This is a genomic window from Paenarthrobacter sp. 10L412, from assembly GCF_056395565.1.
In genome coordinates this window covers 1-16,041 of record NZ_JBFTJT010000004.1, presented here as the reverse complement: position 1 = coordinate 16,041, position 16,041 = coordinate 1, and the positions used below count along the sequence as shown (strand labels likewise).

Below are 16,041 nucleotides of genomic sequence, written 5' to 3'. Positions count from 1 at the left end.
GCAGTCCCACAGCACCCCAGCACAAAGGAGGCGGCAGGCGTAAGCCGCCTGCCGCCGTCGTGCGTGTTTTGTTGTGAGATGGTGCGGGTCTATCAGACGGTGCGGGTCGCCTTGGCGAGGTTTTCGCGAAGTTCACCCGCGTTCTGACGGATGACGTAGGCCGGGCGATCGCGCTCGACGCGCCAGCTGTCTTCGAGCGGCCCGATGTTGACGGTGTCGAAACCGAACTCGTCGTAAAGCTTGGTCACGAGTTCGGCGGCCTCCGGGAAGTCGCTGGCTGTGGCCAATGCGCGGCGGTTGGGCGTGCCGGCAGGAATGCCATCGGTAGTGATGTCCTTGGCGAAGATGTGGTTGAAGCCCTTGGCCACCTTGGATGTGGGCAGGTGCTTCTGGAGCAGGCCCGAGGTGGTGGTCTCGCCGTTATCGAGCGCGGGAATACGGCCGTCGCGCTCCCAGTAATAGTTGTTGGTGTCGATGACGATCTTGCCTTCCAGCGGCTCCGCCGGGATGTCCCGGTAGTTCTTCAGCGGAACGGTCACGACGGCGAAATCACCTGCCGCTGCTGCCTCAGCCGCCGTCGCGGCCCGGGCCCGCGGCCCGAGTTCTGTTACCAGGTCCGCGAGGGTTTCCGGCCCCCGCGAATTGCTGATCACGACGTCGTAGCCGAGTTCAACCGCTTTACGCGCAACCTGGCTGCCAATGTGTCCTGCACCGATGATTCCGATTGTTGTCATACTCCCGCCAACAAGATGTTGCAGACGCGTATTTCCGGCGTTACGCAATATGTCGAAGAGCGCGTCCAGTTTCCGCGCAACGGAACGGTAAGTAGACTTACTAAATGTCTACTCAAGCCAACTCCAGCTCCAAGAAACGCGGTGTCCTCTTTGACGTCGATGGGACATTGATCGACTCCAGCTACTTCCACGCGTTCGCCTGGTGGCAGGCATTCAGGCGCGAAGGCTTGGACATCCAGATCTCCGACATTCATCGCTGCGTCGGGATGGGTGGCGACAAGCTGGTCCAGCACCTGGTGCCGGACTGTCCGGAAGACATGCAAAAGGAACTGAAATCCGCGCACGGGGCTGTGTTTTCGACATTCTGGCCGTCTTTGCGCGCCTTCGACTCCGCCCGGGACCTCCTTGCAGCCTGCTCGGATTCCGGGTTGGCGGTCGGGCTGGCCTCGTCGGCGCAAGAGCGCGACCTTGACGTCAGCAGGCGGCTCCTCGACGCCGGTGGGTCCATTGACGCGTGGACCAGCTCCAACGATGCGGACGAAAGCAAGCCTGCCCCGGATATCCTCCTGGCGTGCCTGAAGAAGCTGGAACTCGATCCAGCGGACATCGTCTTTGTTGGCGATGCAGTCTGGGACGTGAAGGCTGCTGCGGCAATTGGCGTTCCCGCCATCGCCCTGACCTGCGGTGGTATCAGCGAGGCCGAGCTCCGCGACGCAGGCGCCGCGGAGGTCTACGACAATCCGCGGCACCTGCTGGAAAATCTGGAAAGCAGCGCCATTGGAAGGCTGACGGCGGGGAGGCTCAGTGGATAGGGCGCGCCGCAGTCCGCGCCACAGCGTTGAGTAGCATTGCCCCCAATTGACCAGCAACGGAAGGAAGTCGCATCATGCAGCAGTATGTCGTCCTGCAAGTGATCCTCAAGGAGAAACTGTTGGGAACCGGTTCGGGCAATCTGACCTCCCTGGAGAAAGCCATCAACGATCAGGCCGCGAAGGGCTACCGGCTTCACACCATCACCACGTCGAGCAGCGGGAGCAAGGGGATCGGCGGCGGGGACCGTATCCAGGCAACGATGGTGTTCGAGCGCCTCGGATAAAAGCGCGCGTGTTGGTTTTTCTCCGTAACTGCCCTGATGACAACGGCGGCGGCGAAAACGGATCGTCACCTGCTCGTTTCGCCATCACCAGACTATGTTTTAAGGGCTCCTGGTATCCCGTTGAGGCGAAGGGCCGTCCCGGTGCGCAGATGAGGCAGGTCAGCGCTGCCGTCGCCGGTTCGCGTGAGGAACGTGACCTGCTCTGTCCAGGTCAGCTTGCTCCTCCCTGTTTCCGCATCCGCCAAGGTCACTGTTACAAGCGATGCCCACCGGGTTACATCGTCCACGATCGCTTCATAGACGAAAACGATCCGGCGATCGGGAATGATGTCGAGGTAGCGCGAACGATTGCGCAGTTTCTCGGCCTGCCCGTCTAGCAGGACGAAAGTGCTGCTCGCTTCCTCACCGCCGCCAATGCGGAAGTCGTGATCATAGACGGACCCCGTTCCTGGCATCCGAAACCATTGCCGGCGCAACCGATCATCCGCGAACACGGCGAAGAGGTCCGCCCGGTTCGCATCGAAGTCGCGCGTGATACTGAAAGTCTCGTGCCTCACGTCCGAAGGCTGCTCCCCACTCGTTTGGTCGGAAGGGTGCCCATCACGCAGCTCAGTCATGTCAGCCAACTCTCTGTTTTCTCATCACGTATCTGTGGGAACAGAGGCAGGCCGCAGTTGCTTCCCGCACTTGATCTCAGCCGGACGGCCACGCCTGGCGTCGTCTAGAGTTCCTCGTCCCGCACTTCCTCATTCCGGCCGCGTCCTCGAACTGCCCAGATGATCAACGCAATGACGATGATCGCAGCAACGGCTGCCAGGATCCACGGCGTGACGTCGGTCCGGGTTTGTTCCTAGGGTTGGGACTCTCCGGTCCCTGGGTTCGCGGGTCCGCTGCTTGCCGGGTTGGACGTGGTTTGCCCGCCGGACGATGGAGCTGGGTTTGTGGGTGTCGCCGTTGATGGGCCGGACGGGTTGCTGGGCGAGGCCGACGGCGTGGGGGTGGTGGCAGCTACGTGACCTTGGAGGGCGGCCGGGTTTGCTGCGTTTGCTGCTGCCGCGATGGACAACATGGACCCGGTGAAGAGGGTCAGTGCCAGGGTTGTCAGGGCTAATCTACGAAGCATCGTTTCTCCTGTGGGATAGGGCGTGTCCGCGAATCCTCATAGTAGTAAGCATACTGACTAACAAAGAAAATGGGATGGGTGTCGCCCCTAGACAAGGGGCGACCCCACCCGAGGGGCTAGCGCGTTAGCTTGGCGGAATCCGGTTCCGGATCGCCGATATGGCCCGGAGCGTTGGCTGCCAGGACACGCTGGACGAACGCGCTGTATTCCTCCATATAGTGGCGCAGCAACCCTGCCGTGCCCTCGTCCTTAACCGAGCCGTCGTCGTCGTACGCGTCCGCGACGAAGCGGATGTAAGCCTCCGGCGCATTCAGCTGAGGTGCGTCGAGGAAGCTGAGGACGCTGCGCATGGAGGACTGCATCACCGCGGTTCCGATGCCACCAGGCGACGCGCCGATAATGCCGGTCGGCTTCCGTGCGAAGGAGTTGCTTCCCCACGGTCGTGATCCCCAGTCGATGGCGTTCTTCAATGCGCCTGGAATGGAACGGTTGTACTCGGGGGAGACGAACAGGATGCCGTCCGATGCGGCGATCGCGTCCTTCAATTCCCTGCCGGCGGGCGGGAAATCGGAGTCATAGTCGGAGCTGTACAAGGGGAGGTCCCGGATGGCGATCTCATGGAACTCCAGTTCCGGAGGCGCCACGCTGATGAGCGCCTTGGAGAGGACCCGGTTGATCGAGGTACTAGAGAGGCTTCCGACGAAATAGCCGATTTTGAATGTGTCCATAGCGGCGTTCCTTCCCGACGGCACGGCCGGAACCGGCTCGTCGACGGTGTGGACGCTGGTTGCCCCAGCTTCCACCGACCCTAATGGACTTGTCCACATAGCGCACCCCCTACTCCCGTCCGGACCCTTGCGGCCATAGACTCATGCCAACTGGTTCCGGAGAGTTCCCGAAGAGGGGTGGCGGGTGAAAGCAGGCATAGCGCGCGAGGCACTCGACGGCGAGCGCAGAGTGGCAGCCACGCCCGAAACGGTCAAGCAATTGACCGGGTTGGGCCTTGATGTTGAGATCGAGTCCGGAGCGGGGCTTGCCTCCGGACACAGCGACGATGATTACCGGCAGGCCGGCGCTTCTGTTGTGCAGTCCTTGGATCTCGGATCCGTAGACGTTTACTGCCACGTGCGTCCCATGGAACCGTCGACGGCGGGAGCTCTCCGCCCGGGTTCAGTCACCGTCGGTTTGGGGTCGCCGTCGTCGGAGTTGCCAACCGTCCGCGCGCTCGCCGCAGGTGGCATCACCTCCTTTGCGCTGGAACTGGTTCCCCGGATCTCGCGGGCCCAATCCATGGACGCCCTGACCTCACAGGCCCTGGTGGCTGGCTACCGCTGTGTCCTTGAGGCCGCGACGCGACTGCCGCGCTTCTTCCCCCTGTACATGACCGCGGCCGGAACTATTCCGCCGGCGCGAGTCCTGGTGCTGGGGGCAGGCGTGGCCGGACTCCAGGCGATCGGCACTGCCAAAAGGCTTGGCGCGCGTGTTTCAGCCAATGACATCAGGCCGGCCTCGGCAGACGAAGTGGCTTCCATGGGTGGGACTTTCATCAAGCTGGACCTTGAAACAGCCGAAGCTTCAGGCGGATATGCGCGCGAGCTCAGCGCAGACAGGGGTGCCTTGCAGCGTGCGCTCCTGACCCCGCACGTAGCGCAGGCAGATGTCCTCATCACCACTGCTGCCGTCCCCGGACGCCGGGCACCACTTCTGGTGAGCCGCGAAATGGTCCAGGGGATGCGCCCAGGATCGGTCGTAGTAGATCTGGCGGCAGAGTCAGGCGGAAACGTGGAAGGCAGCATCCCCGGGCAGGACATCCACATCCCCACCGCTGATGGGCAAGGCGAAGTGACCTTGGTGGGGCTCAAGGACCCAGCGTCCGCGATGCCCGGCGATGCCTCACGCTTGTTCGCCAAGAACGTGGCCAACCTGATCGCATTGATGACCCGGGACGGAGTTGTCGCCCCGGACTTTGAAGACGAGGTTGTGGCGGGAACCTGCCTCACCCACGACGGCGAGGTGCGGCACGCGCCAACGGCTGAGGCACTCACGGCGCTCGCGGGTGAGACCGGCCCCTTTGGCAGTGCCCACACCGCGGCCAACCCTGGCAGTGAAGGAGTGCATTGATGGATGGCATGAGTCTGCTGACGATCACCGTACTGGCAGTTTTCGTGGGCTTCGAGGTCGTCTCCAAAGTTTCCAGCACCCTGCACACACCGCTCATGTCCGGGGCAAATGCGATCCACGGGATCATCCTCGTGGGTGCGATCATCGTCGCTGGCGAGGCCTCTGATCCGTGGGTTTTGGCGGTTGCCCTGCTGGCTGTTGTCCTTGCCACTGCCAACCTTGTGGGCGGCTTCGTGGTGACCGACCGCATGCTGGAGATGTTCCGCGGGAGGCAACGGCCGCCGTCGCCAGTTGTTTCATCCGAGGATCATGCGGGTAAGGAGCTCGGCCGGTGACTCTTCTGGATCCCACCTGGACAGCTCTCCTCTATCTCGCAGCCGCAGCCTGTTTCATCCTGGCGCTTAAAGGTCTGAACTCACCGCGGACGGCACGGCGTGGAAACCTCATTGGGGCGTTCGGAGCCTTGTTGGCTGTCGTCACAGTGTTCGTCTCGGTGAAGCTGGACAACGTTCCGTGGATCGTTGGGGCAATAGCTCTGGGATCGGTGGTGGCCGCACCCGTGGCACGGCGCGTTCAGATGACGCAGATGCCCCAACTCGTGGCCCTGTTCAATGGTGTGGGTGGCGGCGCAGCCGCGCTCGTGGCCTTGCTGGAGCTCTCGCACACGGGTGATGCGTGGGTCCGCCTGGCCATTGTTTTCACGCTGCTCGTCGGGGCCGTTTCCTTCGCCGGTTCTGGAGTTACGTTTGCCAAACTCCAAGGGCTGATGACCACCCGGCCAGTAACGTTCCCGGGCCTGCCTGTGTTGATGGCCGTAGTGTTGCTGGCGGCAGTGGGCGCAGGGGTTGTGGTGATACTGAACGGTTCGCTGCTGCTCGCGCTTGCGCTGCTGATGCTTGGTCTTGTGACCGGCATCCTGCTGGTCCTCCCGGTGGGTGGTGCCGACGTGCCCATCGTCATCTCGCTGCTCAACGCCTTCACCGGATTGGCCGTGGCCGCATCCGGATTGGTGCTGGGCAACGTACTCCTGGTGGTGGCCGGCACCCTGGTTGGGGCGTCCGGCACCATCCTCACTCGGGCCATGGCCGCCGCAATGGGCCGCAGCGTTGCGGGCATCATGTTCGGTGCCTTCAAGGGTGGCTCCACGGCTGGGTCCACTGCGGTTAGTGAGCGCCCGGTCAGATCCTCCAGCCCGGAGGATGTTGCAGTGCTGCTCGGGTACGCCCAGCGGGTGATTATCGTTCCCGGGTACGGCTTGGCCGTGGCGCAAGGCCAGCACACGGCCGCTGAGTTGGCCTTGGCTTTGGAGGCGCGCGGGACCGAGGTGGACTTCGCCATCCATCCTGTGGCCGGACGCATGCCCGGGCACATGAACGTCCTCCTGGCCGAGGCAAACGTGCCGTACGAGTCGCTGAAGGAAATGAGCGATATCAACCCGGAGTTCAAGACGGCCGATGTTGCTTTGGTGGTGGGTGCCAACGACGTAGTGAACCCTGCAGCCAAGACCACCTCCGGCTCGCCGATTTACGGAATGCCCATCCTGGAAGTAGCTGACGCCCGGCAGGTGGTATTCCTCAAACGGTCCATGCGTCCAGGATTCGCCGGCATCGAAAACGAACTTTTGTACGAGCCACAGACCACGTTGCTGTTCGGCGACGCAAAGGATTCATTGACCAAGGTGTTGGGCGCAGTAAAGGCGCTCTAGGAGGATCGGCCCTCTAATTTCGGGCCCAAATTTCGCGTCACGTTCCGACTGCTGAAGCCACATCTTTTAAACAGAAGTCTGCCCAGAAAGGCGACTGCGGAAAGATGCATGGCTAGGAGTCATCGATTGCAAGACGATATGAACGATTCGACGCCGGATTCCCGCTTCGACAAACCACAAAGCAAGAGGGTGACAGATTGGAGGCCACTCGTTGGCCTGGACGTTCAAATCTGGCGCGGCAACAAGATCGTGGACCAAGGCCTCGTGGAAGCGGTGACCGCTGACGGCGACGTTTTCTGGCTCAAACAAGAGGGAGCAACAAACCGTCGGCTTGTCATGAAGGAAGCCGGAACAGGGCTTCGGGTACGGCTCATCACCTGAGCACAAAGCCGGGGTGCCCGGTATCGCACCCTTCCCGGCCATCCGCCGTCGTCCTAAGCTGAACCGTACGAGTTACCCAACCCATGCCGAACCGCCACATCTAAGCGAGGTTGCGCCATGACCGTCAAACTCAACAAGAAAGCATTCGATAACGCGAAGCACCTGATCAGCGACGGGAAGATCGTCAAGGACGTCCGGGATGACTGGAGCGAGCATGCCCCGTCCACCCAGGACGAGAATAAGTTCCTGGAGAAGCACGGCCAGGCGGAGTATTCCAAGTGGTATCTCGGTGTGGACGACGATCACCCGGATGACCAAAAGGGCCACTACAAATTCCCCTTCGGCGACTTCAAGAAGATCCACAGATGTGCGGTCATCTCTGCCGAGAGCCGTGCGGCGCAGAACGACTATGACGATATCCGGGATGCGCTCGGCAAGCTGCTCGAACGCATCGATGAGGATAACGAGGATTAGTGTACGGCGTCAGCCAGCAACCGCCCCCATTTCGGGTCCAGCAACGGAGCTCCGGCAAGCTTGAGGGCATGCCAGAGTGTCACTGCCACGGAATCGAGTACCGGGACGCCTGTTCGGGCTTCTACGTCTGCTGTGATGTTGGCTCCATAGAGGTTGGTGCACAAATAGACCAAGGCATCGGGATGAGCTGCAGCCAGCTCCAATGAACCCGGCAGCATTTCCTCATCAGTAACGCGGCCAAAGGATTCGTTATCGGTGAGATCAAGGTGCCGGTGATCGATCGTCTTGATGCCTTCTTTGATATAGGACGCGATCACGGCCTCATTCACGTCTGCGGTGTAAGGCGTGAACAGACCAATTCGCTCGGTGCCAAAGGACGAGAAGGCCTCCAAGTAGGCGAGCGTGGACGTGGTGGCCGGTATGCCTGTGGCGTCGGTGATCTCACGGACCAAGGCGTGGTCGTGGGAAGCGCCGAGCCAGGATCCGGACGTGCCGTTCCATGCAATAACGTCCACGTTCGCTGTGGCCAGCAACTCGGCGGCGGCGCGCATCACGGAGGAATCGAATTGCTTGTCCGAGGAGTCGTCCAAGGCAATCCTGGTGACGGGGATGCGGGTTGAATGGATGGTTACATCCTGGCGGTCGCCAAGAATCCGGTAGGTCTGCGGCTCGAGGCAGGTGTTGGAGGACGGCACGATCATGCCGATGCGGATGGGGTGGTTGTTTGAAGGCATGGTTGCTCCTAAGCGCTAAGGGATTCGGCAGAAGGAATGACGGGAACGGAGAGGGCGTCGCGGTGTTCCGTGAAGCCGTTGCGGGGCACGAAGCGACCCACCGGCCCGGGATCGTGGAAGCCTGCTTCATCAAGGACCACCCGTCCCGCGGAGATCACCACTGCGGGCCAGCCGCTGAGCGTCTTCCCCTCAAAAGGCGAGAAATCAGTCCCCATGTGCAACGCACCGCCGTCGACCGTTTGCTGTGCGGCGGGATCGAAGATCACGATGTCGGCATCGAAGCCTTCCATGATCGCGCCCTTTCGCGGGACTGCATTGATCCTGGCGGGGCCTGCGGAGAAAACCTCAACGAAGTCCTCCACAGAGCCGCCCGACTCCGTAACCAGTGCCGTGAACGTCACGGGCATGCGGGTTTCCACGCCGGGGAGGCCGTGCGGCATGTAGCGGACATCGTCCGTGCGCTCGCGTTTTTGGGAGAGGTCGTAGCAGGAATGGTCCGAGGAAACGGCGTGGATGGCACCGGCAGCAAGCCGAGCCTTCAAAGCGGCCACCGTTTCGGCACTGCGCATCGGCGGGCAGCACGCGTACCATTCCGGGAACGCGGAACCATAAACGGTGTCGTCCAAAGTCAGATAGTGCGGGCACGTCTCGGAGTAAGCCTCCTGGCCGCTCTCGCGGGCTTCGGCCACGAGGTCCACGGAGCCCGGAGTCGACTGGTGGACAAAATAGACGGGCGCTCCGGTGTACTGAGCCATGGCCAGGGTTTCCTTGACCGAGATCTCTTCGGCAAGCTCGGGCCGCGTGCGGTGCAGGTGCTCGATGCCGATGCGACCGTCCGAGGCGTGCTGCTCAGTGCAGTCGGTGATGATGGGATCGTGCTCTGCATGGATGTACGTGAGGCCATCCAGGCGCACCATCTCTCGCATGACCTTCAGGATGGTGTCACCATCGGCCATGGTTGAGCCGCGATTGGTGGTGTACATCTTCACGGACCTGACGCCCTCGGCTGCAAGCTGCTCGAGCTGCCACGGAACCGTCTCATCCCACGTGACAACAGCGCCGTGCAGGGCAACATCGCAGCGGGATTCTGTGGCGAGGCGCTTCTTGTTCAGGACCGCTTCGAGCGGAGTCTCCTGTGCATCGCGGGGGATGCCGAAATCGATGATGGTGGTGGTGCCGCCCCAGAGTGCTGCCGTGGACGTGGTCCCGTAGTCATCCAAAGTGCGGAATCGGCCCGTCACTTGGGCAACATGGCAGTGGCCGTCGATGCCGCCGGGGATGACCAACTGGCCGTGGGCTTCAATGGTTCGTGCGGCCGCGGGAATGGGTTCGGCAGCGTCAACGAGCTGGACGATGCGTCCGCCGTCGACTACGACGTGGGCGGCTTGCCTGCCGAAACTGTTGACGACGGTGCCGTTGGCGATGACGAGATCGGGGAAGTGGGACATCGTTGTCCTCCTTGTTCTTGGAAGTTTTTAGCGGGACGGGAGGGCGGGCGATGCCGGAACCGGCGCGGAGGAGAGGTGCGCGGAGTGGGCTGCTGACTGGGCCGCGGACTGAGCACCGGTCAGGGCAGCGTCGAGGTTTTCCGAAAGACCCTGCCGCCGTTTGACCGGTGGCGCTGCGAACGAGCCGCCTCGGTGAACGCCGGACTTCAACGCGACCACGGCCTCCGTCATGCGGATCCCGGCGGAAATGCCGTCCACCACGGGCACGGGGATCTGACCTTCGAGCTCCCGGGCAAGCCCGGCTAGCGGCGCACCGGCAAGGATCACGACGTCGGCGCCGTCCTCAGTGACGGCCTGTCGGCTGAGTGCCAGCAGGGTTTCCTTGAAATCTGCCTGCACCGACCCTATGGAGTTCAGGCTTTGGTTAATGGAGCGGATGGAAGCGAGACGGCCGGCAAAACCGAAGCGCTCCACGCAGTCCAGGTACCAGGCCTGGATCCGGTCCGAAATGGCGATGATCGAGAAACGGTGGCCCTGCAATGCTGCAGCGCACAGTGCCGCCTCGGTGATGCCGATGACCGGTACGTCAACGAGTTCCTTCAGCGCAGGCATTCCGGGATCACCGAAAGCAGCCACAACGATGCCGTCCACAGCGGCCGGGCCGCCCTCGAGCGTAAGGCTGGCGCCGTCGCGCCCAAGGCCGGCGCCGCCGTCGTGCGCGTATTCGGCGATCAGCTCAGCCACCGCGCCGGCGGCGATAAGCGACTCGAAGCGGGTTTCGATATATTCGACGCCGTGCCCGGCTGTCCGAACAATCAATTCGGTGTCCGGCCCCGCCGAGCGCACGGCCTCAGCCTCGATCAGGGCTGTGACGTCGTCGCTGATGTTGGGGTTGATGACCAGGAGTCTCATGGTTTTTTCCGTTGCAGTTTGGGCTCGGTGTGGCTGGAATCCTCCGGGAACTGCTCGCGGTACTTGCCGATGTGCGACGCCGACTGGATAGCGGCGCGGTCAGGGTCGCCACTGGCGATGGCACCGTAGAGGTCGCGGTGTTCCTGGATGAGTTCGGGGAGATCGCTGACGTGGCGGAACAGCCAGTGCATGCGTCCCTGGAGTGGTTCCAGCGCGGAGCGGAGAAAATCGTTGTTGGCGATCGCCGTGATGGCATCGTGGAAATCGCTGTTGGCGCGGTGTGCTTCCAGGATGGAGCCCTTGGCCAGGCAGCGATCGGCCTCATCCAGCAGGCCGGCGAGGTGTTTAAGGTTCTCGGTGGTGGCCCGCTTGGCGGCAAGCCGGCAGGCGAGGACTTCCAAGGATTGACGGACGTCGAAGAGGTCCTCCACATCCTTGGGGCTCAGGCCGCTGACTTCCGAACCACGGCCGGCGCGGTCCCGGATAAGTCCTTCCTGCCTCAGCATCCGGAGTGCTTCGCGGATGGGCAAGCGGGAAACGTTGAATTCGGCGGCGAGGTCGCGCTCCACCAGCCTGGTGCCGGGCGCATAGTGCCCCTCAAAAATCCTGGAACGGAGCGTGTCACGCACTGACTCCCGGAGGGGGCGATCAGTGATGTTCGTGTCTTCTGCGGCTAGCATTTCCAGCTCCATTTCGTGATGTGTGAGGCAGCGCGCCCGGCGACCAAGCGGGCTTCCGGCCGTCCGGCGGTTCAGGACCGTCCGGCCGGGCCCGGTCAGGCGAGTTAGACCGGGAGTCGCTTGTTGTAATCCAAGACCAGGACGGAGATGCCCATGATCACAGCGGAGCCAACAAAGTACAGCAGCGCCCAGGTGTAGGAACCCGTGGCCCCGACGATCAGGCCTACCACAATCGGGGTGACGAATCCGGCGATGTTGCCGCTGAAGTTCATGGCCCCGCCGAGTACGCCCGCATTCGTGCGGCCGCCCAGGATGGACGGGATGGACCAGAACAGGCCAACCCACCGCAGGAAGAACAGGACTACCGAGAGAAGCACGACGGCGGTGATGGGGTCCGCGACGACCGTGACACCTACGAGGCCGCCCACCACTACGACGCTGGAGATACCCAGCAGGGTGCGCATGACCCGGTTGGCGGAGGCACCGGATGCCCGCCACTTGTCCGCGATGATGCCACCGAGGATTTCGCCGACGAACCCAGCGCCGAAGATCACGAACGTGGACCAGCCGATGGTCTTCAGATCAAAGCCCTTGGCTTGAGCCAGGTAAAGCGGTCCCCAGGTGAGCAGGCCGTAGAACACGCCGTTGAAGCCAAGCCAGCCGAAGCACATTGCCCAGAAGGAACGGAACTTCAGGTATGGCAGGAGGGCGCGCTTGCCCTGTGCGCCTTCCTTGGCGGCCTCGGCGTCGTCCTCAGCGTGGGAAGCCTCGATGTAATCGGCTTCTGCATTGTTGACGCCCTTGTGCTGGCGGGGGTTATCGCGGATGTACCACCAGACCGCCAAGCCCATGAGAATCGTGAGGGCGCCAGCGATGATGAAGGACATCCGCCAGCTGCCCGTGGAGGCGATCAGCCAGGTGATGAGGATACCGCCGAGGCCAGCGCCCAAGGGAGCTCCGGCGTCGAGGATGGTGGCGCCGCGGCCACGTTCCTTCTTATGCATCCAGATGGCGTTGAGCTTGCCGCCGGCAGGCATGACGCCCGCCTCCGTCACGCCGATGCCCAGGCGGGCGATGAACATGCTGAGGAATCCGCCGGCGAAACCCGAAGCGGCAGTCGCGGCACCCCAGCCAATGCAGGACGCCGTGACCACTTTGCGTGGGCCAAACTTGTCGATCAACAGTCCCACGGGGATTTGCATCAGGGCATAGGTCCAGAAGAACGCCGACAACAGGAGCCCCACAAGCTCGGGCGGGAGGTTGAATTCCTTCTGGATGATGGGGAGGGCAACGGATATTGAACCGCGGTCGATGTAATTCACGGCGACCAGGACCAGGAGCAGGATGAAGAGCTTCCAGCGGACGTTTGTGCGTCGCTGCACGCCGTCCTTGCCGGTTTTGGGCTCGTTTTCCTGGTTTTCCTGGGTTGCCAGTTGGGTGTTTTGGGGAGACACAGCTTCTCCTTCAGAGGAGTCAACAGGGGTGGAATGTCTTTGGGGGGATGAGCCGGGCGTGGATATCGCTTCGGCTGGATCCGTGCCGGCGGCAACTGTTGCGATCCCTGCCCTTTTGGTGGCGGGGACCGCAGCCGGTAGCGGGTCTATTTGGGATCCCGTTTTGGGATCCCAAAATCTAAGTTAGATGTGACGGGCGGCACTGTCAAGAGTTTTGGTATACCTAATCTGAAAACGGAATGTGACCGGGCGGGATGGCTGCGTACGCTCCTTCCCGGCTACTCCTGCGTGGACGTGCGAAAACCCGGCCTTTCCTAGGTAATTCCGGGCTTTCGAGGTGCTGACTGGGAAGGAGCGCTGATTAGCCCTGGTATGCCGTTGGCGGGGCGTCAATTGTGCTGTATGCCAAAATCTCCGCCAGCTCAGCCAGCCTGTGTGCTCGGGCCGACTCGGCTGGAGTGAACGGCTCGCCTGGACGGGAGAAGACCAGGGGCCCGTGCCATGCAGTTGGAATCTTGAGAATGTCCGTTGAAGGCCCGACGCCGGCACTCGCCTCGGGTGCCAGTTTCTCCGGATCGTTGGGGACTACTTTGGCGGAGAGCAGTTCGGCGACCGCATGCGGGAGCTCATCCGGGTTCCCCGCAATACGTGTGGCGAGGCTCAGCGCCTTGGTTTGGCCGTCGGCCATGGCGAGTGCCGTGGTAGGCCACACGTGCGACTCACGTCCGCCGCCGTCGTCGAGTGCTTTCAGCAGTTCATGTTCTGTGACCTCGCCCGGGGCGGAGAGGACGAACTCATCCATCACTATTTGCGTGGCTTCTGTAGCCTGGCGGTCCGGGCCTTCGCGGCCCGGGCTGTCCATCGGGTGAACGTGGATGCTGAGGATATTCGTCTCCAGCTTGGCCAGGGACTGAGCGATTTTCTGCAGGGAACCGGGCTGGTCCCGCAGAATGACACGAGCACGCCACAAAGCCGGGGCCGCGTGCAGCTTGTGCCGCTGGCGGAGGGCCGGAGCATGCAACCATCGCCGGAGGACCTTCGCTGCCGATGGTTCTGCCACCCAGATAACCAGCACTGTGGCAGTCACGGTCAGCAGCAGCACCTTGGCCACATAGGGGAGATGGGTTTCCACAACTGCCGCGTGAACCAGCAATTCAATGGGAAGCATCACCGCGATGTTGGCCAGGGTGAGCCGGGCCTTGGGCGGTTCGGGCAACCGTCCGCAGACATCGCACCGGAGATCCGCAGTAACGGGAGAGCTCATTTTGGGCTTCATGGTTTCATGCTGCCCCGCGCCTGTTTCGGGACGGTTGCCTCCGCGTCACGTTCTGGGGACACGTGAAGGCCCGGCGTTCTCGGACCGAGAATGCCTTTCCGGCAGGCGGCACGATCCCGCTAGCTCTCTTGGCTTCCCGTGGCGAGCCTTTCCCTGAGCCATTGAATTACGGCTAGCCCCTGGTCACGCTGGAAACTCCGCAGGCCGGGAAGACCTGCGGGTGGGGGCAGCCTGGCAGCATCCAGGAAATAACCGCCGAACCCAGCCAGTGCGCAGTCAACGCTGTATGCAGCGGCTCCGGCGAAGACCTGATGCGATTTCAGGATGGATTCGACGTCAAACAAAGGATCGAACACCCGTACGTTGATAAGGGTCGTAAGAGCATCGATCCAGGCCGATCCGACGCAAGCCCACGGCCAGTCCACAAGAATGGCCTCGTTGTTGGGTGTGATCAGGATATTGTCGGCGCGAATGTCAGTGTGGACCAGCGTGTTGCCGCCAAGAACGCGAAGACCAGATTGTGCGAGCTGATCCAATCGTTCGAGGTTGTTGAGGATCCATGGCTCACAGTCGTGTGGAAGATCAACACGGATGCGGGACCAACCCTTGAAGGCATCAGCCAGTTCGTGCTCCAGAGTCGGTAGTTGCTCCAAGGCTGGAGGAACAGGCGCCACGGCCAATCGAAGCAGCGCATCGAGCACAATCGTCAGCTCTTCGGACCGCCACGGAACGTGCGGATGCCGGCCGTCGACATCGCTGAGGACCAGGGCCACCCATTCTCCGTCGTCGTAAATGCCAATCAGCCGAGGTGCAGGAACCCCCTCAGCCAGCTCACCGGTGACAGCCGCCTCCTTGCGGTGGATGTCAGGCGAATGCTCATTCAATTGCGGGCTCACTGCTTTGATGAACGCCCTGCGCCCCGAGGTTGTCCGTACTCTGTCAGCGGTGCCGGGCGAAAAGCCACCCTGTTGCCGGGACACTGCTGCAACACGGTCTCCCAGAATCTGCTCGATGCCAGCTTGCACACCCCGCCGGCAGATCGTCCCAGCCGATACGTGGACTCCATTCCGGTTGCATGGAAGCCAATACTAATCTGGTGCGCGATCCTTCCTGTTTCCCCGCGTCAATCTGGACGGGACATGCGAAAGCCCGGCGTTCTCGTACGGAGAATGCCGGGCTCAGCTGTGTAACTGGGAAGACGTGCCCTAAGGGAGTTTGGCTTAGCGGATGGAATCCGAATCGAGGTCCGAATCCCGCTCGGTACTGCGCTGGGCGGCAGCTTCCTTTAGAAGGTCGCGGATTTCGGCCAGGAGGGCCGTGTCAGCCGGCAGCGGTTCTTCTTCGGGTTCCTCGGTGGAGAGGCGATCCTTGACCAGTGAATTGATCTTGTTCATGGGCGCTACGAAGATGAAGTAGACCACTCCGGCAGTGATCACGAAGGTTACCAATGCCGTGAGCACGGCACCAAAGTTGATGAACGTAGCGGGGTTGTCCTGCCAGATCCGGAAGCCCAGGCCGTCAGCGTTCACGCCGCCTGCAGCCGCGATGACGGGGTTGATGATGTTGGTGGTGAAAGCGGCGACGAGTGCCGTGAACGCACTGCCGATGACGACGGCAATAGCCAGTTCGATCACGTTGCCGCGAAGTATGAAGTCCTTGAAACCCTTAAGCATGGAAATGTCCTCCGATTGGGTGCGGTGTCTGGCTCAAGCAGAGATCAAACTACCACTCCGAGGTTTCAAAAGGGTGTCAACGGGATGTGAGAGTGCCCCTATGTTTTTCGTCAAGTGGTGGCGGGTGTTGGGGGTTGGTAGAGGGCGCCGTCGCGGAGCATTGCGTAGAGGGTGTCACAGCGGCGTCGTGCCAGGGCAATGATTGCCTGGTTGTGGCGTTTTCCTTCGGC

At 62.1% G+C, this 16,041-nt stretch carries 19 protein-coding genes; 7 read left to right on the top strand and 12 right to left on the bottom strand.

What is annotated here, in order from left to right:
- Positions 1 to 92 precede the first annotated feature (92 nt).
- Positions 93 to 734 (bottom strand): NADPH-dependent F420 reductase, encoded by a 642-nt coding sequence (locus AC1DD7_RS05205; protein ID WP_477514105.1) that lies wholly within the window; start codon positions 732 to 734, stop codon positions 93 to 95.
- Positions 735 to 838: 104 nt separating this feature from the next.
- On the opposite strand from AC1DD7_RS05205, the gene AC1DD7_RS05200 reads away from it, so the two are divergent.
- Positions 839 to 1,546 carry an HAD family hydrolase gene (locus AC1DD7_RS05200; protein ID WP_477514104.1) on the top strand — a complete coding sequence of 236 codons (708 nt, stop codon included), beginning with the start codon at positions 839 to 841 and terminating at the stop codon, positions 1,544 to 1,546.
- 74 nt (positions 1,547 to 1,620) lie between these two features.
- Positions 1,621 to 1,830 carry a DUF4177 domain-containing protein gene (locus AC1DD7_RS05195; RefSeq protein WP_477514103.1) on the top strand — a complete coding sequence of 70 codons (210 nt, stop codon included), beginning with the start codon at positions 1,621 to 1,623 and terminating at the stop codon, positions 1,828 to 1,830.
- Between the two features lie 92 nt (positions 1,831 to 1,922).
- Here the strand turns inward: AC1DD7_RS05195 and AC1DD7_RS05190 are convergent, their stop codons facing one another.
- The 3 genes from AC1DD7_RS05190 to AC1DD7_RS05180 all read right to left on the bottom strand — a co-directional run bounded on the left by AC1DD7_RS05190 (position 1,923) and on the right by AC1DD7_RS05180 (position 3,681).
- Positions 1,923 to 2,387, bottom strand: coding sequence for an SRPBCC domain-containing protein (locus AC1DD7_RS05190; RefSeq protein ID WP_477514102.1), 465 nt, complete (start codon positions 2,385 to 2,387; stop codon positions 1,923 to 1,925).
- 293 nt (positions 2,388 to 2,680) lie between these two features.
- Positions 2,681 to 2,953, bottom strand: a complete 273-nt coding sequence (locus AC1DD7_RS05185) for a hypothetical protein (RefSeq protein WP_477514101.1) — start codon at positions 2,951 to 2,953, stop codon at positions 2,681 to 2,683.
- Between the two features lie 116 nt (positions 2,954 to 3,069).
- Entirely contained in the window at positions 3,070 to 3,681 is a 612-nt protein-coding gene (locus AC1DD7_RS05180; protein ID WP_442004825.1) for an NADPH-dependent FMN reductase, read from the bottom strand.
- A gap of 184 nt (positions 3,682 to 3,865) precedes the next feature.
- Here AC1DD7_RS05180 and AC1DD7_RS05175 point away from each other — a divergent pair, with 184 nt between their 5' ends.
- From AC1DD7_RS05175 to AC1DD7_RS05155, 5 genes are all read left to right on the top strand, one after another.
- Positions 3,866 to 5,074 carry a Re/Si-specific NAD(P)(+) transhydrogenase subunit alpha gene (locus tag AC1DD7_RS05175; protein WP_477514100.1) on the top strand — a complete coding sequence of 403 codons (1,209 nt, stop codon included), beginning with the start codon at positions 3,866 to 3,868 and terminating at the stop codon, positions 5,072 to 5,074.
- Complete coding sequence (locus tag AC1DD7_RS05170) at positions 5,074 to 5,409, top strand: NAD(P) transhydrogenase subunit alpha part 2 (RefSeq protein ID WP_477514099.1); 336 nt, start codon at positions 5,074 to 5,076, stop codon at positions 5,407 to 5,409. The genes AC1DD7_RS05175 and AC1DD7_RS05170 overlap by 1 nt, the downstream gene beginning before the upstream one ends.
- Complete coding sequence (locus tag AC1DD7_RS05165) at positions 5,406 to 6,779, top strand: NAD(P)(+) transhydrogenase (Re/Si-specific) subunit beta (RefSeq protein ID WP_442004822.1); 1,374 nt, start codon at positions 5,406 to 5,408, stop codon at positions 6,777 to 6,779. The genes AC1DD7_RS05170 and AC1DD7_RS05165 overlap by 4 nt, the downstream gene beginning before the upstream one ends.
- A gap of 126 nt (positions 6,780 to 6,905) precedes the next feature.
- A complete protein-coding gene (locus tag AC1DD7_RS05160; RefSeq protein ID WP_477514098.1) occupies positions 6,906 to 7,160 on the top strand; it encodes a hypothetical protein in 255 nt (84 codons plus the stop codon).
- 117 nt (positions 7,161 to 7,277) lie between these two features.
- Entirely contained in the window at positions 7,278 to 7,634 is a 357-nt protein-coding gene (locus tag AC1DD7_RS05155; RefSeq protein ID WP_442017295.1) for a hypothetical protein, read from the top strand.
- Here the strand turns inward: AC1DD7_RS05155 and AC1DD7_RS05150 are convergent.
- The 8 genes from AC1DD7_RS05150 to mscL all read right to left on the bottom strand — a co-directional run bounded on the left by AC1DD7_RS05150 (position 7,631) and on the right by mscL (position 15,811).
- Complete coding sequence (locus AC1DD7_RS05150) at positions 7,631 to 8,368, bottom strand: maleate cis-trans isomerase family protein (protein ID WP_477514097.1); 738 nt, start codon at positions 8,366 to 8,368, stop codon at positions 7,631 to 7,633. The two genes, AC1DD7_RS05155 and AC1DD7_RS05150, sit on opposite strands and share 4 nt — an antisense overlap.
- Positions 8,369 to 8,376: 8 nt before the next feature.
- Positions 8,377 to 9,816 (bottom strand): amidohydrolase family protein, encoded by a 1,440-nt coding sequence (locus AC1DD7_RS05145; RefSeq protein WP_477514096.1) that lies wholly within the window; start codon positions 9,814 to 9,816, stop codon positions 8,377 to 8,379.
- A 27-nt stretch (positions 9,817 to 9,843) separates the two neighbouring features.
- Positions 9,844 to 10,728 (bottom strand): aspartate/glutamate racemase family protein, encoded by an 885-nt coding sequence (locus AC1DD7_RS05140; RefSeq protein ID WP_477514095.1) that lies wholly within the window; start codon positions 10,726 to 10,728, stop codon positions 9,844 to 9,846.
- The gene (locus AC1DD7_RS05135; protein WP_477514094.1) at positions 10,725 to 11,408 is read right to left on the bottom strand and encodes a GntR family transcriptional regulator; all 684 of its coding nucleotides are present in this window, start codon (positions 11,406 to 11,408) and stop codon (positions 10,725 to 10,727) included. The genes AC1DD7_RS05140 and AC1DD7_RS05135 overlap by 4 nt, the downstream gene beginning before the upstream one ends.
- A gap of 104 nt (positions 11,409 to 11,512) precedes the next feature.
- Entirely contained in the window at positions 11,513 to 12,862 is a 1,350-nt protein-coding gene (locus AC1DD7_RS05130) for an MFS transporter (RefSeq protein ID WP_477514093.1), read from the bottom strand.
- A gap of 361 nt (positions 12,863 to 13,223) precedes the next feature.
- The gene (locus tag AC1DD7_RS05125; protein WP_477514092.1) at positions 13,224 to 14,138 is read right to left on the bottom strand and encodes an amino acid-binding protein; all 915 of its coding nucleotides are present in this window, start codon (positions 14,136 to 14,138) and stop codon (positions 13,224 to 13,226) included.
- A gap of 119 nt (positions 14,139 to 14,257) precedes the next feature.
- The gene (locus AC1DD7_RS05120) at positions 14,258 to 15,118 is read right to left on the bottom strand and encodes an aminoglycoside phosphotransferase family protein (protein ID WP_477514310.1); all 861 of its coding nucleotides are present in this window, start codon (positions 15,116 to 15,118) and stop codon (positions 14,258 to 14,260) included.
- Between the two features lie 240 nt (positions 15,119 to 15,358).
- Positions 15,359 to 15,811, bottom strand: a complete 453-nt coding sequence (gene mscL, locus AC1DD7_RS05115; RefSeq protein WP_477514091.1) for a large conductance mechanosensitive channel protein MscL — start codon at positions 15,809 to 15,811, stop codon at positions 15,359 to 15,361.
- Positions 15,812 to 16,041 lie beyond the last annotated feature (230 nt).

Excerpts from the sequence above, each read along its gene's own strand:
- AC1DD7_RS05135 (WP_477514094.1), bottom strand. The coding sequence starts at position 11,408 with ATGCTAGCCGCAGAAGACACGAACATCACTGATCGCCCCCTCCGGGAG.
- AC1DD7_RS05125 (WP_477514092.1), bottom strand. The coding sequence starts at position 14,138 with ATGAAGCCCAAAATGAGCTCTCCCGTTACTGCGGATCTCCGGTGCGAT.
- mscL (WP_477514091.1), bottom strand. The coding sequence starts at position 15,811 with ATGCTTAAGGGTTTCAAGGACTTCATACTTCGCGGCAACGTGATCGAA.
- AC1DD7_RS05195 (WP_477514103.1), top strand. The coding sequence starts at position 1,621 with ATGCAGCAGTATGTCGTCCTGCAAGTGATCCTCAAGGAGAAACTGTTG.
- AC1DD7_RS05145 (WP_477514096.1), bottom strand. The coding sequence starts at position 9,816 with ATGTCCCACTTCCCCGATCTCGTCATCGCCAACGGCACCGTCGTCAAC.
- AC1DD7_RS05205 (WP_477514105.1), bottom strand. The coding sequence starts at position 734 with ATGACAACAATCGGAATCATCGGTGCAGGACACATTGGCAGCCAGGTT.
- AC1DD7_RS05185 (WP_477514101.1), bottom strand. The coding sequence starts at position 2,953 with ATGCTTCGTAGATTAGCCCTGACAACCCTGGCACTGACCCTCTTCACC.
- AC1DD7_RS05170 (WP_477514099.1), top strand. The coding sequence starts at position 5,074 with ATGGATGGCATGAGTCTGCTGACGATCACCGTACTGGCAGTTTTCGTG.
- AC1DD7_RS05155 (WP_442017295.1), top strand. The coding sequence starts at position 7,278 with ATGACCGTCAAACTCAACAAGAAAGCATTCGATAACGCGAAGCACCTG.
- AC1DD7_RS05140 (WP_477514095.1), bottom strand. The coding sequence starts at position 10,728 with ATGAGACTCCTGGTCATCAACCCCAACATCAGCGACGACGTCACAGCC.
- AC1DD7_RS05180 (WP_442004825.1), bottom strand. The coding sequence starts at position 3,681 with ATGGACACATTCAAAATCGGCTATTTCGTCGGAAGCCTCTCTAGTACC.
- AC1DD7_RS05150 (WP_477514097.1), bottom strand. The coding sequence starts at position 8,368 with ATGCCTTCAAACAACCACCCCATCCGCATCGGCATGATCGTGCCGTCC.
- AC1DD7_RS05200 (WP_477514104.1), top strand. The coding sequence starts at position 839 with ATGTCTACTCAAGCCAACTCCAGCTCCAAGAAACGCGGTGTCCTCTTT.